The sequence below is a fragment of the Sulfuricurvum sp. genome (assembly GCF_028681615.1).
In the GTDB taxonomy this organism is placed as follows: Bacteria; Campylobacterota; Campylobacteria; order Campylobacterales; family Sulfurimonadaceae; genus Sulfuricurvum.
Genome location: NZ_JAQUHV010000008.1, coordinates 42,338 through 67,276 on the forward strand (window position 1 = coordinate 42,338; position 24,939 = coordinate 67,276).

The window sequence follows — 24,939 nt, forward strand, 5'->3', positions numbered from 1 at the left end:
CACTGCATAAAACAATTGATCTATTAAAATCCAAAGATGAATTGCGTATCATTGATACACCTCTTGATATAGCGTTGGAAATTCCCCATTTGGCATATGCCGAAGTAAAAAAAGAAAACGGCGGCAAAGCCCTTCTCTTTACCCATCCGGTTGACAAAGCTACCGGCAAAAAATTTGACATTCCTGTCGTGATGAATCTGTTCGGTTCGTTTCGCCGTACCGAACTTTTGTTCGGCCGCGAAGTCGAAGGGGTAGCGGCAGAGATCGAAAAGCTTCTGCATATGAAGCCGCCGCAGGGACTTAAAGAGAAAGTCGGCATGCTCGGTGACCTGTTTGCGATGAAAGATATTTTCCCGAAAAAGCTGAAAAAGCGCGGAAGTTGTCAAGAAGTTGTAAAACAAGGCGATGAAGTTAATTTGTACGATTTACCGATTCTGACTACGTGGGAAGAAGACGGCGGACCCTTTATTACGATGGGACAGGTATATACCCAGAGTTTAGACGGTGCAGTGGTCAATCTGGGGATGTATCGTTTACAGGTGTATGATAAAAATCATCTCGGAATGCACTGGCAGATTCATAAAGACTCATCACACTTTTTCGACCAATACCAGCGTGCTGGTAAAAAAATGCCTGTTTCGATCGGAATCGGCGGTGATCCGCTTTATACCTGGTGTGCAACGGCACCTCTGCCGTATGGTGTTAATGAATTGCTGTTGTATGGTTTGATCAAAAAAGAGTCTCCAAAACTGGTTGAATCGATTACAACACCTTTGTATATTCCCGAAGATGTCGATTTTGTCATCGAAGGGTGGGTTGATCCGGAAAAATTTGTCCTTGAAGGACCTTTTGGAGATCATACGGGCTATTATACGCTTGCGGAGCATTATCCCGTCATGGAAGTCAGCGCGATTACGAGCCGCAAAAATCCCTATTATTTGGCGACCGTTGTCGGTAAACCGCCTCTAGAAGACAAATACATGGGTTGGGCAACCGAACGGGTATTCTTGCCGCTTTTAAAAACGAATGCAGCTGATCTGATCGATTATCATATGCCGGAGAACGGTGTTTTTCATAATCTGATTTTGGCAAAAATGAAACCGTTGTATAAAGGGCATGCGAAACAGTTTATGCATATTTTTTGGGGCTCAGGACAGATGAGTTTTGTCAAACATGCTCTCTTTTTCGGGGAAGATGCCCCGAAACTTACGAATTATGAAGCATTAATTACCTATGCATTGAATCGCTTTATCCCAAAATGCCTTTTTATTTCAGAGGGGATTACCGATGCACTTGACCATTCCAGTCCCGAGTCATTGGTCGGAGGCAAATTGGGGATTGACTTTACTGCATCACATTCACCGATTGCTCCTGAATCAATCGACAGCTCTGCATTGACGGAACATTTCCAAAATCTTATTCCGGAAGTTACAGCTCTTACGCAATATATGCGTCATACCGCTAACCCTATAACGGTGGTAAGTATTCGTAAAACACGTTCGTTAAAAGAGTGTTTTAGTGCGTTGGAAAGACTTGCATCGTTTGTCCGAATCGTTATTTTTGTGGATGAAGAAAAAAATGATATTCATAACCCTTATATGCTTCTTTGGCGGGTAACGAACAATATGGATGCCGCACGTGACGTGTACCGGTCTGAGTCGATCGTTGCGATTGACGGGACTACGAAAACGGTTGTGGATTCTTTTGAACGTGAATGGCCGGGTGATGTCGAATGTACCCCATCGGTTGTGGAACGTCTTAAATCACTTTCACTCTGGGATTTAGATCCAAAACTAGAGAAAAAATATCAGCTCTGACGCTTTATTTCCCCTTTTTTAGGGGCATTGAATTAAGCAATTTATTAGAATTAGTAATGTAATATAGACGATTTAAATAATAATTAATAGGGAAAGATAATTAAGATGCGCAAGTTTTATGCTACAGTAGCGATTACACTTTTGGCCAGTTCTACCCTTCTTAATGCAGCCACGTATAAAGGGCAAAAAATTTACATCGAATCTTGTAAATCATGCCACGGCGGCGGTCAAGCGTTAGCTGCATCTAAAAAACAGCGTGTTTGGTCTAAAATAATGGATAATAAAGGTGAAAAACTTGCCCAAATCCATCTTTCCTCCAAAAAAGCAGAAGCTTCTTGGGCTTACTTTAATGACCGTGGTTTTACAAAAGACGCACGTCATCTTGAAGATTTCCTGGTCGAATACGCCGGGGACAGCGGTAACGTTCCTGCCTGCAATTAAACAATCCATCATCCTTTAAAGGATGATTTTCTTCTAATCCAAACTTCGCTAAAATACCCCACTTTTTATTCATCGGAGCTATTATGGAAAAAATGTGGTCAGGACGTTTTACGCAAGATGCGTCAACCCTTTTAGAAAAATTTAACGCCTCGATCATGTTTGATCAAAAACTGTATCGTGAAGATATAGAAGGCTCTGTCGCACATGCACAAATGCTAACTCATCAAGGAATTTTGAGCCGTGAGGAATTGACTGCAATCGAGAGCGGTATGGCTCAGGTATTAAGCGAAATAGAATCAGGTTCGTTTGAATGGAAAATTGGTGATGAAGATTTGCACATGGCCATCGAAAAGCGCCTTACTTCAATTATCGGTGAAGCAGGAAAAAAACTTCATACCGCGCGCAGCCGTAACGATCAGGTTGCCTTAGATTTTCGCCGCTTTGTTCTTCGTAAAAACGGGGAAATAGTCGAACAAATCAAATCGCTCATGAGGGCGATAGTTGATATCGCACGTGAACATACGACAACTTTATTGCCGGGTATGACGCATTTACAGCATGCTCAGCCGATTAACTTCGCTTTCCATCTCTTAGCGTATGCTTCAATGTTTAAACGCGATTGTGAACGATTTGAGAGTTCTGCCGCACGTAACAATATCTCCCCTATCGGATGCGCAGCACTTGCCGGGACACCTCATAATATCGATCGCGAAATGACGGCTAAGTTGCTCGGGTTTGATGCGGTGAGTATTAATTGTCTTGATACGGTAAGCGATCGTGATTTTGCATTGGAAATTTTGTTCAATATTTCGACGTTGATGATGCATATTTCACGGCTTGCGGAAGAGATTATCCTTTGGTCGAGTTATGAGTTCCGTTTTGTCGAACTTTCCGATGCCTATTCGACCGGAAGTTCTATTATGCCGCAAAAGAAAAATCCCGATGTCCCGGAACTTCTACGAGGAAAAACAGGGAGAGTATTCGGTAATCTAATGGGCCTTTTAACCGTGATGAAAGGGCTGCCGCTCGCCTATAACAAAGATACTCAAGAAGACAAAGAGGGGGTGTTTGACAGTGTGGAAACGGCAGAAATTTCCCTTGAAATCTTGCGGGAAGCATTGAAAACAATGACCGTCAAACCGCAAAATATGGCTCGGGCATGTAAACTTGGGCATTTGAGTGCGACCGATTTGGCCGATTATCTTGTCGAACATTGCGATGTTCCGTTCCGCGAAGCGCACCACATTACGGGGCGAGCGGTAGCCCGTGCCGAAGTGTTGGGAATCGATTTGAGCGATATCGAGTACCATGAACTTTATGCCATTGACAGCCGTATCAAAGAGGATGTTATCGCTTATTTGGCAATCGAGCATTCGATGAATGCCCGAACGTCCCAAGGCGGAACGGCTGAGCTGCGAACGTTGGAGCAAATACTCTATTTTGATCATTATCTCAATGCACATGGATACGATTCAATCGCCGATTCATGATGATCGATTCTAAACATTAAAAGAAGGAAAAATTTATGAAAATTACCGTTTCACACCTAGACGCAATGCGTTTTGAAGCAAAAACCGAAAAAAGCAGTTTTATTATCGACTGTCCCCAAATTTCACCGATCGAATATTTTTTGAGCGGATTGATCGGCTGTACTGCGACCGATATTGTGATGCTTCCACAAAAGCAGGGGTATGAAGTAAAAAATTTAGAGGTTTCGGGAGAGGTCGTTCGCAACGAGGAAGCCCCGCGTAAATTTAATACTCTTCATCTCGAATACCGCTTTGACTCTAATGCTGACGATACGCTTGCAGCACGTTGGGTGATGGCAAGTGTTGAAACCTATTGTTCAACGATCAACACGATCCGCGATACGACAAAAATCACCTATACGATACTCCATAACGGTAATACGATCCGTGAAAACGAAGAGATGATCAGCGGCGGCGGAAACAGTGTTGATTTCGGATCGCTTCAAGGGTGTAACGCTTAAATTAAAAGTGTAGGTGGGCTTTCCTCCGAGGGAAACACAGTGTTAACCTAGCTGTGTGGGGCTTTGCCCCGCCAGCGTTTTAGTTAAAAGAAATCTTTCGGATCGGCATCGGCAAAATGTCCCCAATGTAATTTTGCACCGCCGACAATGTGAAAATGGAGATGTTTCACTTCTTGTCCTCCGTTTTCTCCGATGTTACTGATAATACGGTATCCGCTTTGATCGATTCCGAGTGTCTTGGCGACTTCTTGCATAAAAATTCCCATTTTACCCATTACATCTCCCGGAATATCGTTAAAACTGTCGTAATGAGCTTTAGGTATAGCCAAAACATGGACAGGAGCTTTGGGATTTATATCGTGAAAAGCATAAAACTCGTCGTTTTCGGCAACAGTATTGGATGGGATTTCTTTGCTAACGATTTTACAGAATAGACACATAATAAACCTCTTTTTTAGTGCTATTGTAGCATATGCTTTATCCCTTGAAGCTATTTATAAAAGAGATTTGACTACAATATCCCCTAGATTGAAAGCCCTTTCAGAAATAATGATAATGTGTTTTTAGCTTTCAGAAAATCATCAATGGAGACTCTATTTTGCAAGAGTGGTATGACGCTATAAAATCGGCCGACTCGATTGATAAAATCGAAGAGATTCGGATCGCCGTTTTCGGAAAAAAAGGGGTAATGAACGCTGAGTTCGCCCGTATGAAAGATATTCCAGACACCGAAAAAGGGATGTTCGCCAAAGAATTGAACATCCATAAAGAGGGGTTGAATGCTTTGCTGGTAGAGCGTAAGCTCGTATTGTCCATGGAGCATTTGAAAGAGACAATGAAAGCGGAAGCGATTGATGTCAGTCTCTACTCCACGACCACGGAACGCGGTTCACTCCACCCTGTGATGGAAACAATGGACCGCATCGTAGACTATTTTATTGCTATGAATTTTTCGGTTCAAACCGGCCCTATGGTAGAAGATGATTTCCATAATTTCGAAGCATTGAATCTTCCTAAATATCATCCAGCACGTGATATGCAGGATACTTTTTATTTTAAAGATGCAAAGCTTCTGCGTACTCACACCTCTCCGGTACAAATTCGTACGATGCTCAGCACCAAGCCACCTATCCGAATGATTGCACCGGGATCCGTATTCCGTCGTGATTATGACATCACGCATACACCGATGTTTCATCAGGTAGAGGGATTGGTTGTTGAAGAAGCGGGGAAAGTATCGTTTGCGAATCTCAAATTTATTTTGGAAGACTTTTTGAAAACGATGTTCGGAGATGTCAATGTCCGTTTCCGTCCAAGCTTTTTCCCGTTTACGGAACCTTCGGCTGAAGTGGATATCAGCTGTATTTTCTGCGGTGGAGACGGGTGCCGTGTGTGCTCAAAAACCGGCTGGCTTGAAGTACTCGGGTGCGGTATTGTCGATCCGAATGTCTTTAAAGCAGTCGGATATGAGAATGTCAGCGGATATGCGTTCGGTTTAGGGGTTGAGCGTTTTGCAATGCTGATCCACCGAATCGGTGATTTACGCTCTTTATTTGAGGGAGATACGAGATTATTGGAGCAGTTTAGATGATCGTTACAAAAAATTGGTTAAATGAATGGATCGATCTATCAGGTGTGAGTACGGAAACGTTACTCAAAACATTTAACGCTATCGGTCTCGAAGTCGATCGTCATGAGACGATCCGGGTTCCGGACGGAGTTGTTATCGGATATGTAGAACAATGTGAAAAACATCCCGATGCGGATAAACTGAATGTCACTCAGGTGAATGTCGGTAACGAAATGCGTCAGATCGTTTGCGGAGCATCCAATGTGCGTGCCGGTATTTATATCGCATTGGCAACGGTGGGTGCAGAACTTCCGGGTAACTTGAAAATCAAAGAAGCAAAACTCCGAGGCGTTGAATCGCACGGAATGATTTGTTCAGCTAAAGAGATCGGATTACCTTCTTTGGGTGAGGGGATCATGATCCTTGATTCAAGTATCGGTGAATTGGTCCTGGGGAAAAATTTGAATGAATACGGTTCATTCAATGACGAGCTAATCGAGATTGAACTTACGGCCAATCGCGGTGACTGTTTAAGTATACACGGTATCGCACGTGATCTGCGTGCAGCCCTTTCAAAGCCTCTTAGAGAAGTCAATCATAAAGAAAAACAAGACGGACGTTTAGGCATCGGACGTATTTTGCAGCTCCATCACAATGAAACTTTTGATACCGATCTTTTGTTCGGAGCGGTTGAGGTAAAAGAGCTGAAAGTTCCTTTTGCTATTGCTTTGCGTTTAGCCCTCATTGAAGAGACGTATAATACTGCCGTTGATGCGTTGCTGTTGTATTCGACACAAAGTACAGGAGTGATTTTACGAGCTTATCCGTTTGAAAAATTCGGTGAACCGGATACCAAAGGGGTAATCACCCTCGAAAATGATGAAAATGGATATGCTGCACTTTATGGAAAAGAAAAAGTTTGTGTAATCGGTGTTTCACAAGAAAAAGATGCCCACTTTAAGGCTGAATCCGGTTTGGCAATCATTGAAGCGAGCTATATTGCTCCGGACATCATTGCGAAAAAAATGGGAGATAAAAAAATTCCGAGCTGTCCTCATTACTATCGCTCTTCACGCGGGAGCGAGCCGAAAATTGAGATGGGTATTCGATACGCTACCGAATTATTTGAAAAATATTCGCCTTCGCAGGTATACGGTGGAAATATAGAACTTCTCTCGTCGTATGAGCCCCGTATTATCAGTATCGCTGAGGAAGAATTCGAATCGTTTATCGGTTTGAAAATTGATAAAACGACGATTACGCAGATTTTCAAAAACTTAGGGATGGATATCGGTACACCGAAAGGGTCTACTTTTGCTATTTCGGTTCCAAAATTTCGTCATGATATTGTGAATAAACAAGACATCATCGAAGAGATTGTCCGTATCGTCGGGATTGACAATATCCCTTCCAAACCGCTTGTGTTTGCCGAAGCAAATCAAATGAGTGACGATTTGGCGGAGTACAAAAAAACACGGATGTACCGTCATCGTGCCGCTCAAAGCGGATTTTATGAGAGTGTCCATTTCGTATTTAACGAGCGTGTTCAGGTAGAAAAATTCGGATTTGTCTGTACAGAAGCATCCAAAGAATTGCTCAATCCTATTACGGCAACGTTTGATACGCTTCGTCCGACATTGCTTGTCGGGCTGTTAAACTCGGCATCCGCTAATGTGAAAGTGAATCAAAAAAAGATCGCTTTGTTTGAAACGGGGATGGTTTTCGATCCGGAGCGTAACGAGTCCAAACGTATCGCTTTTATCGTTTCAGGAGCTATGGAGAGTGAAAAAATTGCGAATGCCGGAAAGCCTGCAGTCGTTGATTTTGCTTCATTTACAAAATTGATTTCAGACGTTGCAGGTTCATTTGAACTGGTGTCGCATACGCCAACCCATACTTTGGCTCATCCGTATGTATGTGCCAAAGTGGTCATCGGCGGCGTTGATGCAGGTGAGCTTTTCCGCCTTCATCCGTCGGTGGAGGAAGAGTTCGATTTACCACAAACTTTTATGTGTGAGCTGAACGTCGATTCTCTTCCGTTTGGACTCATTGAAGCACAGCCGTATTCAAAATATCAGGCATCATTTAGGGATTTGAGTCTTCTCGTTTCAAAAGAGCTTACGTATGAACGTATTAAAGCCGTTATTGAAAAAGGCGCTTCTGCCCAAATCCGTCGGTTTTATCCGGTAGATCGTTATGTCTCTGAGAGTTTGGGAGATCAAATGAGTTTGACGTTGCGATTTGTATTGCAATCTGATGAAAAAACATTGGAAGAAGAGGATATTACAGCCGCCATGGATGGAGTATTGACTACCTTGCGTGAAGAACTGGGAGTAAATTTGCGATGATGCGTGCAAAAGTTTTCGCTGCTTCTTCTTTTGCTTTTAAAAGCGATGCTATCGCTCCGGATAAATCGATTTCCCATCGTTGTGCAATGTTCGCACTCTTAGCGGAAGGTGAGAGTCGGATTGAAAACTTTTTACGTGCTGAAGACACCCTAAATACCCTCAAGATTGTAGGTCATCTCGGTGCCGAGATTCACGATGACGGAAATGTCATTATGATCCGTTCAAATGGAATCCGAGAGACTGCTGAAATTCTTGATTGCGGGAACTCAGGTACAGGGATGCGTCTCTTCTGCGGGCTATTGTCTTCTGCAGAGGGTCATTTTATCCTTACGGGTGATGAATATCTCAAACGTCGTCCGATGAAACGGGTTACTCAGCCGCTGAGAACGATCGGTGCAAAACTTGACGGACGCAAAAACGGCGATTTGGCTCCTCTTTCCATTCGCGGAGCGTCGCTTAAAGCATTCGATTACGTCTCTCCGATCGCTTCTGCTCAAGTCAAAAGTGCGATGATGCTTGCCGCACTCCGTTCCGACGGAGTATGTACGTTCCGAGAACCGGAACTCAGTCGCGATCATACGGAACGGATGCTTAGAGGCATGGGGGCACGCGTTGAGGTAATCGGTCTTGAGACGAAGATTTGGCCGCTTGAGCAGCTTCTTAAACCTCTTGATATCCGTGTTCCTGCCGACCCGTCCAGCGCATTCTTCTTTGCGGTAGCCGCAGCTATTATTCCTGGCGCTTCTGCAGTGATTGAAGGGGTGACCCTCAATCCTACCCGAATCGAAGCATTTAAAGTGTTAGAACGGATGGGTGCCGACATCACTTACACGATTACGGATGAGCGGTATGAGCCTATCGGTATGATAAGTATTAAAAGTTCGCCTCTTCATGCTGTAACGGTAGAAGAGAATATTGCGTGGCTTATCGATGAACTTCCAGCGCTTTCAATTGCGATGGCGTGTGCCGAAGGGAAAAGCATCATCAAAAATGCCGAAGAATTAAGGGTCAAAGAGTCTGACCGGATTAAAACGGTAGTCGATAATCTGAATCTTTGCGGAATTCTGACCGAAGAATATCCTGACGGATATGCCGTAATCGGCGGAGAGATGAAAAGTGCAACAGTAAACAGTTACGGAGATCATCGTATCGCAATGAGTTTTCTGATCGCCGGGTTGAAATGCGGTATGGAAGTGGAGGATGTCGAATGTATCAATACATCGTTTCCAAACTTTTTTGACCTTTTAGGGATGTGTACCAAGGTAGAAAAATGAAGATCGAATTAGCTGAAAGTTATGGATTTTGTTTCGGTGTAAAACGGGCGATTAAAATTGCTGAAGAGAATCGAAACGCTTCAACGTATGGCCCTTTAATTCATAACGCAAATGAAATTGACCGATTAAAAAATGATTTCAATGTGGCTTTGAGCGAAAATTTGGATTCATTTAAATCAGGCGATACTGCCGTGATCCGTACGCACGGTATCCCGAAACAAGAGCTTTCTTTGCTGCATGAGCGTCAGGTCAATGTAGTTGATGCGACATGTCCGTATGTGACTAAACCGCAGCAGATTTGCGAGGAGATGTCTGCTCAAGGGTACGATATTGTCATTTTCGGAGACGAAACACACCCTGAAATCAAAGGGGTTAAAAGTTATGCGAACGATTATGTTTATGTTGTCAACAGTCCGGATGAAATAGACGCGCTCCGATTACGCGAAAAAGTGGCAACGGTAGCGCAAACAACCCGTAAAATAGAAGAATATCAGCAAATTGTCGGAAAATTGATGGCCACCCATAAAGAGGTACGTGTTTTTAATACGATCTGCAATGCAACCTTTGACAATCAGGATGCGGTGCGTACATTAGCACAGAAAGCCGATGTTATGATCGTTATAGGGGGAAAAAACTCTTCCAATACGAAACAGCTTCACTCAATATCACAAGAATTTTGCCCCGACAGCTACCATATCGAGAGCCAAGATGATTTAAAAGAAGAGTGGTTCAAAGATAAAAACTTTTGTGGAATCAGTGCCGGCGCTTCAACACCGGATTGGATAATAGACGATGTTATCGCTAAAATTAAGACCTTGACAAACTCCTAAATTCTGTACCCTAAACTTAAAACAAGCATTTTTTCGCTATAATCAGCCAATTTTTAGTTACAAGGGAATAGGCATGGCTTTCGATAACGAATCGTTCGAAGAAGAAAATTTTGCTGAGATGTTAGAGGCATCTTTCAAAGAGCAAGAATCTACACGCATTACAGAAGGTGAAGTAGTAGAGATCCAAGAGAGTGACAACCGCGCGTTGGTAGGCGTCGGTGAAAAACTCGAAGGGATCCTTTCACTGGATGAAATCCGTGATGCTCAGGGGAATCTTCTTTTTAACGTCGGCGATAAAATTATGGTAATGGTAATGGGTCACTACAATGAGCGCCCAAAAATTTCGTATAAAAAAGTGCTTGAGCAAGAAAAAACGCTCGCATTCATCAATGCACACAAAGACGATTTCGAGTCGGTTGTGATCGAAGCGTTGGTGACCAAGAAAAACAAAGGTGGATACCTTTTGGAAGCGGATGATGTCCATTTCTTCCTTCCTCGTTCACTCGCTGCGTTCAAAGAGACCGATCAAGTTGTCGGTAAAACAATCAAAGCTCAAGTGGTCAAAGTTGACCCGGCTGAAGCGTCAATCGTCGTATCTCGCCGCAAACTTTTCAATGACGAGCGTAAACGTAAAAAAGAAGTAATCGATGCATTGATGGAAGAGGATAAAGTTATCCAAGGTACCGTCAAAAAAATCACAAGTTACGGTATGTTCGTAGATGTCGGCGGAATCGACGGGTTGGTTCATTACAATGAAATCAGCTACAAAGGGCCGGTTAACCCTTCTAAACTTTACAAAGAGGGTGATGTCGTTAACGTAAAAGCGATTGCATACGATAAAGACAAACGTCATCTTTCACTTTCAATCAAAGCGGTTCAATCCGATCCGTGGCAAGAAGTTGAAGAAGCGTTGGAAGAAGGTGACACTATCACTGTAACCGTCAGCAACATCGAACCGTACGGTATTTTTGTTGACCTCGGGAACGATATCGAAGGGTTCTTGCATATCTCTGAAATCACATGGGATAAAAACATCAAACACCCGAAAGATTACCTCACAGTCGGTCAAGAGATCGATGTTGAAGTTATCGAAATCAACTCTAAAACACACAAATTGCGTGTGTCATACAAACGTCTTCAACCAAAACCTTTTGAAGAATTTACCAAAAAATTCAAAGAGGGTGATGTTGTAAAAGGGACTGTTACATCATTGACCGATTTCGGTGCATTTGTTAAAGTCGGCGGTGTAGAGGGATTGTTACACAATCAAGATCTTTCATGGGACAAAAATGTCAAATGTAAAGACACTCTCAAAGTCGGTGATGAAATTGAAGTGAAAATTGCAAAAATCAATGCGGATGACGAAAAAATCTCATTGAACCGCAAATCACTTGAAGAGTCTCCGATCGATCAATTCGCAACCAATCACAAAATGAACGAAGTGGTAAAAGCGACCGTTCGTGATGTAAAAGATTTCGGTGTATTCGTTTCATTGGAAGGTGGAGTTGATGCTCTTATCCGTAATGAAGACCTTTATCCTTTGATCCCTGAAGAACTTGAAATCGGTCAAACAATCGAAGCAGCTATTTTGGTTATCGATGCTAAACGCGACCGCATCCGTCTTTCAGTTAAAAAACTTGAGCGTATTAAAGATCAAAAAATGTTGGATGAAATCAACGATAACGATTCACACAGCCTCGGTGATTTGATTAAAGACCAATTGAAATAAATACAATGCGACGAGCTGCATATTGGCTGTTTCCTCTTATAGCCACAGCTGTTGCAGTCTTTATCGTCATATTTATGATTCAAATCAATCCTGCCGCTCCCGCATTAAAGGCGGGTTCAGATGAAGGAGAAAAAGATGTTTCGCTGCATCTTAATCCTGAAATCGGGAATTGGATTGACCGATTCTCCACTACAACGGAGAAAGACTATTTTTATCCGGTAAATGAAGTAACTTTAAAACTCGATACGGGTGGAGAAAATAGTGTTTTAGGCGTGTACCGGCTTACCGCACCGGTTAAGAATGCGAAAGAACTTTCTTTTGTAAAAAAAGAGCTCAACAAAAGTGCACTTCGCTATATTGTACACGAAGAGGGCGACGCGATGTCCCTCACGGTTGATTCAACTGACCAAAATAAACTTGCATCCCTTGTAACAAAACTAAAAACCTACCAAATCACGGCGACAGTATCGCCGTACACAGAGGAAAAGTAATGGAAAAATTTAAAATTGTCGTATGTGATCATATTCATGAAGAGGGTTTGAATATCCTTCGTCGTGATGACAAAGTCGAAATGATTTTTGCTGCCGATATGGATAAAACTGCATTGTTGGATATGCTTGTAGATGCAGATGTGGCAATTACACGCAGTTCAACCGATGTAGATGATAAATTTATCCAAGCCGGACGCGGACTCAAAGCAATCGTTCGTGCCGGTGTCGGTGTTGACAATGTTGATATTCCGGGATGTTCAAAAGAGGGGATCATTGTTATGAACGTTCCTACGGCAAATACCATTGCTGCGGTCGAATTAACCATGACTCATATGCTCTCTTGTATGCGTATGTTCCCGTATTCTCACGATCATTTGAAAAATCAACGCATCTGGAAACGTGAAAAATGGTACGGATATGAATTAAAAGGGAAAAAACTCGGTGTCATCGGTTTCGGTAACATCGGTAGCCGTGTGGGTATCCGCTCCAAAGCATTTGAGATGGATGTAATCGCGTATGACCCGTATATCCACCCGTCTAAAGCAACCGATTTAGGTGCTAAATATACGACAAACTTTGATGATATTTTGGCATGTGACATCATTACGATCCATACTCCGAAAAACAAAGAGACTATCGGTATGATCGGTGCGGATGAAATCGCAAAAATGAAAGACGGAGTTGTATTGATCAACTGCGCTCGCGGTGGTTTATACGATGAAGATGCCCTTTATGAAGGTCTTAAATCAGGAAAAATCCGATTTGCCGGAATCGATGTATTTAACAAAGAACCTGCAACCGATAATAAACTTCTTGATTTGGATAATATCTGTGTCTCTCCGCACTTAGGGGCAAATACATTCGAATCTCAATACAATATCGGTGTGGAAGCAGCTCAGCAAGCGATTGAAGCGGCAAAAGGGATTGCGTATCCGCATGCATTGAATCTGCCTATTGATGAGACTAAAATCCCTTCATTTGTCAAACCGTTCCTCGAAATGGGACAAAAAATCGGTTTCTTGGCATCTCAAATGAATAAAGCACCGATTGTCTCGATCAAAGTAAGCGGTCGTGGTGATATTGCAGAGTACGTCAATTCACTCGCAACCTTTGTTACCGTTGGAGCTTTGGCTGATATTTCAGGTGATACGATCAATTACGTCAATGCTGATTTCATTGCTAGTGAGCGTGGCATCAAGATCGAAACGGAAGAACTTCCTGCAAGTCCTGTGTATAAAAATCTTGTTACTGTTAAACTCACTACCGATAAAAATGTAATCGAAATTAGTGCGACGATGTTCAATGACGATGTTCAGCGTATCGTTGATATCAACGGTTTCGGTGTCGATGTTGAGCCGAAAGGGAATATGATTCTCTTCAAAAATACCGATGTACCGGGTGTTATCGGTCAAGTGGGCACACTACTTGCGGCACATGAAGTGAACATCGCCGATTTCCGTCTCGGACGTAATAAAAGCGGTGAAGCGCTTGCCGTTATCATTGTCGATTCTGTCGTCAACGATAAAACCCTCAAAGAACTTGCAGCGCTTAAAGCGTGTATCAGCGTTTCTTACGCAAGAATCTAACCTTATTTCCCTTCGGGGAAACTTCTTTATACTTTCTTTATCTCTCTTACTATTATCCTGATACTTCACTGATAAAAATCAATCTATAATCTATGTCATAGAAATCCTAATCAAAAGGGACGTTATGACGTTGCAAGAACGTATTAAAAGTGAAATGATGGTAATCAAATCACTTGGTGTTGTGTATGGAGATATAGGAACTAGTCCGATTTATACTTTTGCGGTTATTTTGTTGCTGGTTCAACCTACAAGTGAGACGATTTTCCAAATATTATCGATGGTATTTTGGACAATGTTGATGTTGGTTACCATTCAATATGCATGGTTAGCCACAAGTCTTTCCAAACGAGGTGAGGGTGGGACTGTCGTATTGGTACAACTTTTACTCCCTTACCTGAAAGGAACACGTGTTATTGCTATTGTGAGTGCATTGGGTTTTATCGGTATTTCATTAATGATAGGTGATGGAGTCATAACGCCTGCTATCAGTATTTTGAGCTCTGTTGAAGGGATTACACTGATACCAGGACTTGAGGATACTCCAAAAATCATTTTGCTTGTTATTGCTGCAGGTATTGCGTTAGCCCTTTTTGCTGTTCAGAAAAAAGGAGTTGAAAAGGTTGCCAGTGCATTTGGTCCTATCATGGTTGTATGGTTTTTCGCACTTGCCTTGGGTGGCGGGTATTACCTCTTTCAATCCCCCGAAGTGTTAAAGGCGATTTCACCGTTTTATGCACTTGAATTTATCGTTCAACACCCTTATATTGCATTTGTGGTATTAGCTGATGTGCTTTTGTGTGCTACAGGCGGTGAAGCGTTATATGCCGATATGGGACATTTGGGTCGATTACCGATACTCAAGGGATGGCTATTTGCCTCAGTGGCATTACTGATCTCGTATTACGGACAAGGGGCATTTTTGCTCTCTCATCCTGAAGCAGCTAAAGCTCCATTTTTTGAACTCTATCATACTCTTGTTCCGACATTGTATGTCCCACTTCTATTATTAAGTGTTATCGCTACTGTGATCGCATCACAGGCAATGATCAGTGGTATTTTTTCGGTCTTGTATCAGGCAATGACAACACGTATTTTCCCTCATTTTAATGTTAACTATACTTCCAATGAACTGCGTAGTCAAATCTATGTCGGTTCGATCAACTGGTTTTTATTCTTATGTGTGGTCGCAATGCTTTTTATCTTTGGCGAATCGGGCAAATTGGCTGCGGCATACGGATTATCTGTTGCTGGGGCAATGAGTATTACGGGTGTATTAATGAGTATGATTTTTATGTATAAACGACAATATCTCAAAATGGGGGTTTCCATTATAGCGGGACTGACGAGTTTAGTGTTCTTCGTCTCCTGCTGGCTCAAAATTCCGCATGGTGGGTATTGGTCGCTCGTCATTGCATCCGTTCCACTATTTATAGTGATTCTATATACTCAAGGTCAAAAACGGCTTTATGCCTCGTTTGTGCCGATTGATAAGGATCACTTTTTAGCGGAATATCTCAAACGCTATGCACAAGGGTATCATGTCGAGGGAACAGCTCTGTTTTTTGCCCGAAATGCTGATTCGATTCCTGCCTACATCTCGAAAACGATGTTTCAAAACGGTATTATGTATGAGCGAAATATCATCGTAACGGTACACCCATTGTATGATCCACATGGTGTCACTAGTGAACTTTCCCCTATTGGTGAAGGGCTAGATCTGCTTAGTATCCGTTCGGGATATATGGAAACGCTAAATGTCGAAGCAATATTGCGAGAAAAAAATATTAATGAACGGACAATTTTTTACGGAGATGAAGAGATCGTATCCGATAGTCTAATATGGAAAGTTTTCGCATTTATTAAAGATGTTTCTCCTAACTTTGTTAGCTTCTACCATTTCCCGCATGATAAACTAATCGGGGTTGCCCGTCGGGCAGAGATTTAACAATGGATGGTTTATAATTAAAAAATGTATGCAATTATTCCCCCATTTTTGCTTTTGATCGTTCTTAGCTTTATCTCTAAGCTCTTTAGTGATGAACTACAGTTAGTCAACATAGGGATGATCCATCTAATTCCCATTCTCTATGCTGCAATGCGGTTGGGACGTAGAGATACTCTGATCGTATCTCTCGCGTCTGTATTATCATTTAATTTCTTTTTTATCCCTCCAACATTAACGTTTACGGTACATGATATGCGATATCTCTTTAGCTTTACGATTATGATTGCTGTCGGTCAAATCGTCTCATGGCTAAGTATACGTGCAGCAATTGCGAAAGAACTTGAGACTTCAGAGCGGCTGCAAGAGACATTACTAGGGTCTTTATCGCATGAAATTCGTACACCGCTTGCGGCAATTATGGGAGCATCTTCAGGGCTGCTAACTGAAGAACTGGATCTGAATCCGGAACAAAAAAAAGAGCTTTACAGTACGATTGACAATGGTGCGCATCGGATGCAACGATTGATTGATAATCTCCTAGATACCGCTCGACTTCAAAGTGGTATGTTAAAACTCAAAAGACAAGAGTGCGATATTAGTGAACTTTTGGGAAGCGCACTTTCTAAAACTGAGAATACTTTTCCGGCTACGTTAAATATCGAAAAGAAAATTTCTTCGATTTACGGGGATGCTGTTTTAATTGAGCAGGCACTTTTTAATTTACTGGAAAATGCTTTTAAATATGGCGATACAGTCACTGTTGCAATAGGACATGATCCTGATGGGGTTATGATCCGTATCTGCAATACGGGTTCAATTCCACCGGCGCATGAAGCTTCTATGGCATGGAGAGCATTTTCAAGACTGAGTAATGTCCGTGGAGAAGAGGGGATCGGACTAGGGTTATATGTAGCATATCGAATCGCCAAAATGCACGGTGGGAGTGTGGAGACGATGAGTGATGGAATACAATTTTGCGCAACGATGAGACTTCCAATAAGAGGCGAGGTATGAAAGAGACGATTTTAATTATCGATGATGACAGTGCAATTCGAAAACTGCTTGAAGTTTCACTTAGTGCGGCAGGGTATCATCCCGTTTGTATCGCGACGGGTAAAGAAGCACTCAATCGTGCAGCAATCGATGCTCCTGCACTGGTATTGCTTGATCTTGGGCTACCTGATATGGATGGCAAAGAATTCCTAATGCATTTTCGCGAATGGAGCCAAGCTCCCGTAATCGTCCTCTCTGCCCGCTCAGTTGAGAGTGAAAAAATAGCGGCGTTGGAGGGCGGATGTGATGATTATCTCACTAAACCCTTCGGAACAGGAGAATTACTTGCCCGTATTAAAGCGGCACTTCGTCGTAGTGGTAGAAATATCGGAGATTTTTCTTCCGCTCTCATTAGCAATAATCTCTCCATGGATATTGCTTCACATACGGTGATGTTGGATAACGAAGAGTTAAAACTGACACCTAAAGAGTTTGACCTCTTAAAAGTCCTAATGCAAAACAGTGGTAAAGTACTCACCCACGCATGGCTACTCAAAGAAATTTGGGGAGTGGGATATCAAAACGAGACCCACTATTTACGGGTATTCATTAACCAATTGCGTCAAAAGATTGAAATCGATTCTGCCCGCCCAAAGCGGATTATAACTGAGACAGGGATCGGGTATCGGTTTGTTGGATAAGAGAAATTCTCCTTTTAGCCCCTCTTTGCTATAATTTAACACTTTTTAGGATTCGGAGCGTTAATGACTACGGAAGAGATCGGGGCGATACTAAACGATAAAAAAAAGCTCCTTTCCGAAATCTATTTCGAGCTTCAATCAGTATGTGAAGCCAAGTACGGTCCCGATACCCTCGTTATCATCGAAGTAGGCTCTTTTTTCGAGGTCTATGAGGTCAACAACGAAGAGATGAAGATCGGTAAAGCCAAAGAAGTTGCCGAATTTCTCAACATCCAGCTCACCCGTAAAAACAAAACGATTCTCGAAAACTCCATCCAAAACCCTCTCCTCGCAGGTGTTCCGACGGTATCGATCGAACGGTATCTCAGCCGTTTGGTGCAGTCGAAAAAATACACTATTGTTCTCGTCCGTCAACAGGGTGAAGTTCCCCATATCCGCCGATACATCTCCAATATCATTTCACCGGGTACGAATTTCGATTACATCGCCGAAGCAAGCGAGAACTATATCGCTTCACTGTTGATCGATCAAAACAACGGTGTTTATTCTGTAGGGTATTCCGCTATCGATGTCGGAACGGGAAAAACACTTATTAATGAGATTCACGGAACACGAGAAGATAAAACGTATGCATTGGATGAAGTGTTTACACTGCTTCAAAGCTACCAAACCTCTGAAGTGGTCGTGACGTTTTGTGCGGGGGATATCGACCGGGATGAAGTGAATCGTTATCTGGAGATCAAAAATCATCACCGTACATCTGAAAACGAAAAACGGCTAAGGATTGATTATCAAAACGAACTGTTTGAACGGATTTATCAGATACGTTCTCTTCTAAGCCCTATAGAGTATCTTGATTTGGAACGTTATCCGTATGCTTCCGAATCGCTCTGCATCCTTATCAACGTCATTATCGATCACGATCCTGCGATTATCGAAAAAATGAACCGTCCGACGTTTCTGGGAACCAACCGATACATGTATCTGGGGAATAATGCGGCGGAACAGTTGGGGATCATTTCGCGCGATCATGATGAGATGACGCTCCTCAAACTCATCGACAAAACGTCGACTGCAATGGGAAAACGGCTGTTGCGCGAACGGCTTTTGAACCCGATCTGCGATGTCAAGCTCCTCGAAGAGCGGTATGATCTGATCGATAAGATGGGCGATCATATAGCCCCCTTTGAAACGAAGCTCAAAGAAGTATATGATCTGGAGAGGATCTTGCGCCGTCTCAAACTCGGAAAGCTTCATCCGTTCGAATTGGCCTATTTTTATGCATCGCTCAGTGCCGCAGAGAGTCTCTTTGTGGATGCGGACAGACTTGGCGTCAGGTACGATAAATCGAGTGCTCAGGAGTGCCGTCAATGTGCCTCTGAGATAAGACGGATCTTTAATATCGAAGCGTGTGCGAAATTTCGGCGCGATCAGGTGGATGAAAATCTCTTTAACGAGGGGATCGATCCTTCCATCGATGCACTGGAACAATTACAGAGCAATAACCTCTCAAAACTGGATACGATCATCGAACATATCGATACCTTTTTCGAATCGGGCGGTTCTTATGCACAGGTCGGATGGCTGGAGAGCGAGGGGTATCATCTGCTGATGACCCGTAACCGTTATGTCAGTGTTGAAGACGCACTTCATAACAGTTTTTTTACCCTGGACGGTCAGCACTACTTTTTCCGCGATTTTCAAGTGCGCAAACTCAAAACAGCGGTTAAACTCTCTTCGACCCTTTTGGATGAACTTTCCATCGAAAATGCCGGCGCCAAATCACGGATGGTTGCGCAGGTCAAAGAACGTTATCGGGAGCATCTCGAAGAGATTGAACGGCGCTTTTCCCATGCAATCGAGCATTTAATCTCATTTCTTGCCATCGTGGATGTTAGCTTGAGCAGTGCAAAATGCGCTAAACAATACCGCTACGTCAGACCGACGATTGTTTCGTCTCCTAAAGCATTTATTGAAACGGTTGGACTGCGTCATCCTCTGATCGAATCGCGTGAAGAGAATGGTATTTTTGTTCCGAACGATCTTTTCTTGGGTGCGGTCGATCAGCATACCTATGAAGAACATACGACGATCGAAAACGGTGAAGATGTCAAAGGGGTCTTACTGTACGGGATCAATTCCAGCGGGAAGTCGTCGTTGATGAAAAGTATCGGTCTCTCGGTAGTGATGGCGCAGGGGGGATTCTTCGTCCCGTGCGCCATGATGCGGTTTTCTCCGGTCGATAAACTCCTCACCCGTATCGTCTCCAAAGACAACCTTTACAAAGGGCTATCGACGTTTGCGGTCGAGATGCTGGAGCTGCGAAACATCTTTAACCGTGCGACGGAGAATACCCTCATTCTCGGTGATGAGATCAGCCACGGAACGGAGACAGAGTCGGCGCTGGCGATTGTGGCGAGTGCAATCCTCAAACTCCGTGAGATCGGGAGTATGTTTATCTTTGCGACTCATTTGCATCAGCTCTCTTCCTTGAGTGAAATCCAAAAAGCGCGTGAGATCGTATTGCTCCATTTGGGGGTCTATTACGACGAGGCAAGCGACAAACTCGTCTATGACCGCAAGCTCAAAAGCGGAAGCGGTTCAACGCTGTACGGGTTGGAATTTGCCAAATCGCTTCATATGGATGAGACCTTTTTGAAAAAGGCGTATGAGATTCGCGGACGCATCACCGATAAAACGCATGAGGCGTCTATGTTGAAGCGTGAAAAGAAAAGCCGTTATAACAACAAACTCTTTTTGACCAAATGTGCGTTGTGCGATGAAGCGGTCGATGAGGTACATCATATCGTCCCTCAGGCGAATGCGGATGACGGCGGATCGATCGGTCATTACGGGATGAATCACCGCTATAACCTCATTCCGTTGTGTGCCAAGCACCATCGCCTCGTCCATGAGGGAAAAATTTCCATCCATGGATTTGTAATGGGCGAGGACGGTTTGAGACTCAGTTACAGCGAAAATACCGAACGGTAGGTTTACGCCATCACTTTATGCATCGGGTGCGAGTAGGGCTGTATAAGCTGCATATAAATTTTCGGAATGTCTAGGATCGAAATCATCTCATTTCCGAAATCTTCAGCACGATCGGGAATGATGACCGCTTTGGTCAGCGAATTTTCATTTTTCAAGATATTGCTGTAGTGGCTGATAGAGCGGATCGGGATTTCGGGACTGCTGTAAATAGCATCTACGGCCAATCCCAGATAAACGACCTGTTTCTCAAGCACTGTTTTTACCAGAATGACAGTATCGCGTTCTTTGTCATATTTTTTCTCTTTTCCGAGCAATTTGGCAAGTGAAATAACGCTAATCATCCGTTTCTCATAACTGATGACACCGAGATTGTATTCACTGGCGTGCAGGATTGAAGTGAGTTCTTGATGCGAAAGTGAACAGACCACATTTTTTGATTCGATTGCAAAGAGCGATCCATCGACGAAAAAGGTAGAGATTTCAGTAGTCTCTTCGGTGCCGTTTGCTTTTGGATAGGTGTAGACACGCTGTGCAGGGGCTTCAGTTACAAGGACTTGCATTTCACCGATAGGACGGTAGAGAAGTGCGATAAGATCGTTATCGTAGCCGTCGCTTTGTTTGTATTCCCGATATCCGTTTGAGCAGGTTGCGCCGAGTGCGTAATAGACCCCGTTATACGGGAGTATCTGTGCATCGCTTTGTCCCGGAGTCAGTTCCAAGATGGAAACCGGAAGAGGGAGAACCTCTCCTACGTTGATGGTTGACGATGTGGATGAGATGACGCGCCCGCTGCGATCGACAAAGAGGGCAAACATCCCCTCCGGGATGAGATGATTTTCATCTTTTGGGAGAGTGTCGTGCAGCATCGCTTCAAATTGAGATTCCGCATCAAAGACGATTCCGATCCCTCCGACATTTTCCTCATTGAAATTGCGGATGCAGGCATTATAGATATAGGTGGAACGGTTGGCATAATAAGGGCTCGGCTCGAATGCTGAAACGACATAATCCTGTGTTGTCTTAAGGTCAAGTGTTTCAAGTGCCCATGAATAGCCGACTTTTTTCCCGATGATTGAATGATCAGACGGATTGGAGGCCGCAATAATAGTCCCTTCGCGATCGTATATAAACATACTGCTGTACACGGTATACAGACCGTTGATATACTCTAAAATCGTATTCATCTTTTCCCGTTCTTCATGACTCGGATGTGTATGTGAGAGGGATTCGCGAAAGGTGGTTGTCAATGCCCACCATCGGCAATCATTCGCCCGTTCATACAGGTTACGGTCCATAATGTCGATTGCAAGAGAAGATTGAAATTTTAACGCTTCAAGATGTTGGATCAGCATTGCCGTATTTAGGTTGGCGACGGTATGATCGAAAACCCGTTTTGTCTCTTCCCCGGTTTTGGATATTTCTGAGAGGAGCGCTTTGGTAAAGGGGCTTTCGTGACCGGCCGAATTAGCGATCTGGACATTTCCGTTCCAGACCGTAATATCGAGTTCGCTTTGGATTTTTTTGGCTTTTGCCAAAATATCTTGGAGCTCTTGGGGGTAATAGGTTTTGGCATTGGCTACGGTATCGAACAAATCATTTTTTAAAAATGTGGAGCGCGAAGAGGTGCGAAACGCTAAGTGCAGCGGTACCATTGCATGTCCGATCCATCCCGAACCGTTGTATCCCTGATAACCTGTGGTTTTAACGGCTTTGTAGAGGTATTCAAAGCCGGCATAATAGGTCTGCTGATCTTCATTGTTGCGAGGAGGCAGATGTGAACCGACCGGAACATGATGGGCTGATGATGAGGCGATGACTTCTCCGTACGGATTGAGCAGTTCGAGTGCGATATAGGGATTATCACGGGTAAGTTTGTTAAAAATACTTTTGAGCTCATTTTCAAATCGGAAAATCAGACACAATACGCCCAACGGTTCATCATTATCCGGGTTGCAGACACGATAAGAATAGATGAGGGAGGGTTTATGGTGGGTAAGATCGCTTGAGCGATAGGTTTCGACATATCCTTGATGAGTTCGCAGTGACTCTTGGATCAGAGGATCTTTTGAAAATGTGACAGGATTAGCCGTGTCGAGTTGCACAAGCACTTTCCCTTTTAGATCGAGGAGAATGATGTTTTCATAGACACTGTATTTGGATACGTATTCCGCAAATCGTTCCGTAAGTGCCTCTTTTTTCTTGATTTTGATTTCGCGTATCTCTTCGGAGGCGGTCATATCGGCCGAATGCAAAAAGAGGAGATAATCGCGGATATCATCATCGGTAGCGAGAAAACCGATATCGGCGGTACGCTCGAAAAGATTTCGGATCAGAATATCAATCGCTGTTTGTGCTTTGGATTCGAGTTCATTGAGACTTTTGTTAAAGGTCTCTTCGATCAGACGTTTTAGAGGCTCATCAAGTAAGTCTTCGAACGCTTTGCGTGTTTCACTCGTGTCCATACCTATATTGGACATTGATCCCAGAAGCGTGAGTAAATCCCATTTTCCTGAGAGGGTATTCATATTTTTTTCAAAATTTTGGACGTCGGGCATATAACCGATAAGATGACTGCGCTGCATAAATGTTCCTGCACAAAATAATTTAGGTTGAATAACGGTGACAGTATAAAGGGGTATTGAAAAAAATCAGGAGCTGTATTGATCAAAAAATAATCACTATTTATTTAATTACATTTTGATTACGGAGTGTTTGTTTAATTAATATACTGCTTGGAAAGGGATGAAATACTGCCCCCTAAGAGGAGCAGCTCAGTTTTAGATTCATGTGTTGCCGAGGGGTCACTCCGGCATAGCGTTCAAACGTTTCATGTTCATCAAAAGGGTTCTGCGCCAAAATGAGCAGGTCATTGACAAGGGTAAAATCGTCTTTTTCCGCAGCGTCTATCGCTTCTTGGAGAATATAATTTTTGAGAATATATTTTGGATTGGTACGGAGCATTTGCGTGTGACGTTCGTAGGTAGTGAGAGAGTTCTGTGTAAGACGTATATCATAGGTATCAAGCCACTCATGTAGCTGATTCGGTGCAAGCGTCAATGCCAGCAGAGTTTCGCGGTCACCCCCATAACGGCTTAGAATTCGAAAAAACGGGGTCATATCGATGCGTCCGTTTTCCATGACGGAAAAGAGTGTTCGTAAGAGGTCGCCGTCACTTTCCTGAGGTGTATCCAGACCTAGTTTTGCACGCAAAAGTTCCATAAGTCGGGTCGTGAAATAACTGCCGTACTTCTCCAACTCTGTTTGGAGTTTTGCATGAGGTATGAGCGGCGAGAGGGCGTGGGCGAGGCGTTCAAGATTCCAGTATCCGATATTGGGCTGATTATCGTAGCTGTATCGTCCCTGCGTATCGGTATGGTTGCAGATGTATCCGCTTTCAAAAGTATCCATAAAGGCAAAGGGACCGTAATCGATTGTAATGCCGATGGCCGACATATTATCGGTATTCATGACTCCGTGGTTAAATCCTACCGACTGCCAGTGTGCGATCATCTCTGCGGTTCGTTTGACAATTTCAGCGTACATTTTGAGATAGCCGTCTTCGACTCCGACAAACTGCGGGAACGATTCTTGGAGTAAAAAGTCGGCTAAATTTTCAAGTTCTTTGTATTTGTTGGTATGAAAAAAATATTCAAAGCTTCCAAACCGTATCCATGACGGAGCCAAACGCAATACGATCGCACCCCGTTCCCATTTCTCCCGAGCTACTTTTTCATCAGAACTGATCAATGCCAGTGCCCGACTACTAGGAATTCCAAGAGCGTGCATCGCTTCACTGATGAGATATTCGCGAATGGATGAGCGTAATACGGCTCGACCGTCTCCTTGACGGGAATAGAGGGTTTGTCCAGAACCTTTTAACTGCAGGTTCCATCCGTTTGCACATCCTAGATTGATGGCACGGCCATCGCCGAGACGCGGGACGTAGTAGCCGAATTGATGACCGGCATAGCACATGGCAAAGGGGCGTGAGCCTTCTAACAATAAAGTCCCGTTGAGAAGCTTTTCGAGTTCTTTATCACTGAGGTGAGCCGGATCAAGACCTAAGAGTTTGGCGGCTTCCGGATTAAAACTGACAAGACGCGGATTATGCAGAGGAGTAGGTGCAACTTCATGGTAGAAGATTGGATCAAGTGCTAAATAAGGGGTGCTGAGGGTTAGGTTGGATAATTTCATAGAAGAGTTTTACCGTAAGAAGTTAAAACCCACGGT

At 43.4% G+C, this 24,939-nt stretch carries 18 protein-coding genes; 15 read left to right on the forward strand and 3 right to left on the reverse strand.

All coding sequences use genetic code 11. The features are described from left to right. The first annotated feature begins 2 nt into the window (after nucleotides 1-2). From PHE37_RS08980 to PHE37_RS08995, 4 genes are all read left to right on the forward strand, one after another. The gene (locus PHE37_RS08980) at nucleotides 3-1,817 is read left to right on the forward strand and encodes a menaquinone biosynthesis decarboxylase (protein ID WP_299995438.1); all 1,815 of its coding nucleotides are present in this window, start codon (nucleotides 3-5) and stop codon (nucleotides 1,815-1,817) included. A 105-nt stretch (nucleotides 1,818-1,922) separates the two neighbouring features. Continuing rightward, nucleotides 1,923-2,258, forward strand: coding sequence for a cytochrome C (locus PHE37_RS08985; protein ID WP_299995413.1), 336 nt, complete (start codon nucleotides 1,923-1,925; stop codon nucleotides 2,256-2,258). Nucleotides 2,259-2,341: 83 nt separating this feature from the next. Then, entirely contained in the window at nucleotides 2,342-3,748 is a 1,407-nt protein-coding gene (gene argH / locus PHE37_RS08990) for an argininosuccinate lyase (protein ID WP_299995415.1), read from the forward strand. Nucleotides 3,749-3,783: 35 nt separating this feature from the next. Beyond that, nucleotides 3,784-4,248 (forward strand): OsmC family protein, encoded by a 465-nt coding sequence (locus PHE37_RS08995; protein WP_299995417.1) that lies wholly within the window; start codon nucleotides 3,784-3,786, stop codon nucleotides 4,246-4,248. A gap of 83 nt (nucleotides 4,249-4,331) precedes the next feature. Here PHE37_RS08995 and PHE37_RS09000 read toward each other — a convergent pair whose 3' ends face one another. After that, entirely contained in the window at nucleotides 4,332-4,688 is a 357-nt protein-coding gene (locus PHE37_RS09000) for a histidine triad nucleotide-binding protein (RefSeq protein WP_299995419.1), read from the reverse strand. Nucleotides 4,689-4,846: 158 nt separating this feature from the next. Here PHE37_RS09000 and pheS point away from each other — a divergent pair, with 158 nt between their 5' ends. From pheS to PHE37_RS09055, 11 genes are all read left to right on the forward strand, one after another. After that, on the forward strand, nucleotides 4,847-5,839 hold the full coding sequence (gene pheS / locus PHE37_RS09005; RefSeq protein ID WP_299995421.1) for a phenylalanine--tRNA ligase subunit alpha: 993 nt from the start codon (nucleotides 4,847-4,849) through the stop codon (nucleotides 5,837-5,839). Then, nucleotides 5,836-8,166, forward strand: coding sequence for a phenylalanine--tRNA ligase subunit beta (pheT, locus tag PHE37_RS09010; RefSeq protein ID WP_299995423.1), 2,331 nt, complete (start codon nucleotides 5,836-5,838; stop codon nucleotides 8,164-8,166). Before pheS ends, pheT begins: the two co-directional genes overlap by 4 nt. Beyond that, a complete protein-coding gene (aroA, locus tag PHE37_RS09015; protein ID WP_299995424.1) occupies nucleotides 8,163-9,440 on the forward strand; it encodes a 3-phosphoshikimate 1-carboxyvinyltransferase in 1,278 nt (425 codons plus the stop codon). Before pheT ends, aroA begins: the two co-directional genes overlap by 4 nt. Further along, nucleotides 9,437-10,270, forward strand: coding sequence for a 4-hydroxy-3-methylbut-2-enyl diphosphate reductase (locus PHE37_RS09020; RefSeq protein ID WP_299995426.1), 834 nt, complete (start codon nucleotides 9,437-9,439; stop codon nucleotides 10,268-10,270). The genes aroA and PHE37_RS09020 overlap by 4 nt, the downstream gene beginning before the upstream one ends. 73 nt (nucleotides 10,271-10,343) lie before the next feature. Then, nucleotides 10,344-11,999: a 30S ribosomal protein S1 gene (locus PHE37_RS09025; protein WP_299995428.1), complete on the forward strand. Its 1,656-nt coding sequence runs from the start codon at nucleotides 10,344-10,346 to the stop codon at nucleotides 11,997-11,999. 5 nt (nucleotides 12,000-12,004) lie between these two features. Beyond that, nucleotides 12,005-12,490: a hypothetical protein gene (locus tag PHE37_RS09030; protein WP_299995430.1), complete on the forward strand. Its 486-nt coding sequence runs from the start codon at nucleotides 12,005-12,007 to the stop codon at nucleotides 12,488-12,490. Continuing rightward, nucleotides 12,490-14,076, forward strand: a complete 1,587-nt coding sequence (serA, locus tag PHE37_RS09035; RefSeq protein ID WP_299995431.1) for a phosphoglycerate dehydrogenase — start codon at nucleotides 12,490-12,492, stop codon at nucleotides 14,074-14,076. The genes PHE37_RS09030 and serA overlap by 1 nt, the downstream gene beginning before the upstream one ends. 124 nt (nucleotides 14,077-14,200) lie before the next feature. Then, a complete protein-coding gene (locus tag PHE37_RS09040; protein WP_299995433.1) occupies nucleotides 14,201-16,021 on the forward strand; it encodes a KUP/HAK/KT family potassium transporter in 1,821 nt (606 codons plus the stop codon). A 24-nt stretch (nucleotides 16,022-16,045) separates the two neighbouring features. Next, a complete protein-coding gene (locus PHE37_RS09045; protein ID WP_299995435.1) occupies nucleotides 16,046-17,035 on the forward strand; it encodes a DUF4118 domain-containing protein in 990 nt (329 codons plus the stop codon). Beyond that, the gene (locus tag PHE37_RS09050; RefSeq protein ID WP_299995436.1) at nucleotides 17,032-17,715 is read left to right on the forward strand and encodes a response regulator; all 684 of its coding nucleotides are present in this window, start codon (nucleotides 17,032-17,034) and stop codon (nucleotides 17,713-17,715) included. Before PHE37_RS09045 ends, PHE37_RS09050 begins: the two co-directional genes overlap by 4 nt. Before the next feature lie 63 nt (nucleotides 17,716-17,778). Then, nucleotides 17,779-20,709: an HNH endonuclease gene (locus PHE37_RS09055; RefSeq protein ID WP_300008451.1), complete on the forward strand. Its 2,931-nt coding sequence runs from the start codon at nucleotides 17,779-17,781 to the stop codon at nucleotides 20,707-20,709. A gap of 2 nt (nucleotides 20,710-20,711) precedes the next feature. Here the strand turns inward: PHE37_RS09055 and PHE37_RS09060 are convergent, their stop codons facing one another. Continuing rightward, a complete protein-coding gene (locus PHE37_RS09060) occupies nucleotides 20,712-23,291 on the reverse strand; it encodes a chemotaxis protein CheW (protein WP_300008453.1) in 2,580 nt (859 codons plus the stop codon). Between the two features lie 175 nt (nucleotides 23,292-23,466). Then, nucleotides 23,467-24,903, reverse strand: coding sequence for a protein adenylyltransferase SelO (locus tag PHE37_RS09065; protein WP_299995406.1), 1,437 nt, complete (start codon nucleotides 24,901-24,903; stop codon nucleotides 23,467-23,469). Nucleotides 24,904-24,939 lie beyond the last annotated feature (36 nt).

Excerpts from the sequence above, each read along its gene's own strand:
- PHE37_RS08985 (WP_299995413.1), top strand. The coding sequence starts at position 1,923 with ATGCGCAAGTTTTATGCTACAGTAGCGATTACACTTTTGGCCAGTTCT.
- argH (WP_299995415.1), top strand. The coding sequence starts at position 2,342 with ATGGAAAAAATGTGGTCAGGACGTTTTACGCAAGATGCGTCAACCCTT.
- PHE37_RS08995 (WP_299995417.1), top strand. The coding sequence starts at position 3,784 with ATGAAAATTACCGTTTCACACCTAGACGCAATGCGTTTTGAAGCAAAA.
- PHE37_RS09000 (WP_299995419.1), bottom strand. The coding sequence starts at position 4,688 with ATGTGTCTATTCTGTAAAATCGTTAGCAAAGAAATCCCATCCAATACT.
- pheT (WP_299995423.1), top strand. The coding sequence starts at position 5,836 with ATGATCGTTACAAAAAATTGGTTAAATGAATGGATCGATCTATCAGGT.
- aroA (WP_299995424.1), top strand. The coding sequence starts at position 8,163 with ATGATGCGTGCAAAAGTTTTCGCTGCTTCTTCTTTTGCTTTTAAAAGC.
- PHE37_RS09020 (WP_299995426.1), top strand. The coding sequence starts at position 9,437 with ATGAAGATCGAATTAGCTGAAAGTTATGGATTTTGTTTCGGTGTAAAA.
- PHE37_RS09025 (WP_299995428.1), top strand. The coding sequence starts at position 10,344 with ATGGCTTTCGATAACGAATCGTTCGAAGAAGAAAATTTTGCTGAGATG.
- PHE37_RS09030 (WP_299995430.1), top strand. The coding sequence starts at position 12,005 with ATGCGACGAGCTGCATATTGGCTGTTTCCTCTTATAGCCACAGCTGTT.
- serA (WP_299995431.1), top strand. The coding sequence starts at position 12,490 with ATGGAAAAATTTAAAATTGTCGTATGTGATCATATTCATGAAGAGGGT.
- PHE37_RS09040 (WP_299995433.1), top strand. The coding sequence starts at position 14,201 with ATGACGTTGCAAGAACGTATTAAAAGTGAAATGATGGTAATCAAATCA.
- PHE37_RS09045 (WP_299995435.1), top strand. The coding sequence starts at position 16,046 with ATGTATGCAATTATTCCCCCATTTTTGCTTTTGATCGTTCTTAGCTTT.
- PHE37_RS09050 (WP_299995436.1), top strand. The coding sequence starts at position 17,032 with ATGAAAGAGACGATTTTAATTATCGATGATGACAGTGCAATTCGAAAA.
- PHE37_RS09055 (WP_300008451.1), top strand. The coding sequence starts at position 17,779 with ATGACTACGGAAGAGATCGGGGCGATACTAAACGATAAAAAAAAGCTC.
- PHE37_RS09060 (WP_300008453.1), bottom strand. The coding sequence starts at position 23,291 with ATGCAGCGCAGTCATCTTATCGGTTATATGCCCGACGTCCAAAATTTT.
- PHE37_RS09065 (WP_299995406.1), bottom strand. The coding sequence starts at position 24,903 with ATGAAATTATCCAACCTAACCCTCAGCACCCCTTATTTAGCACTTGAT.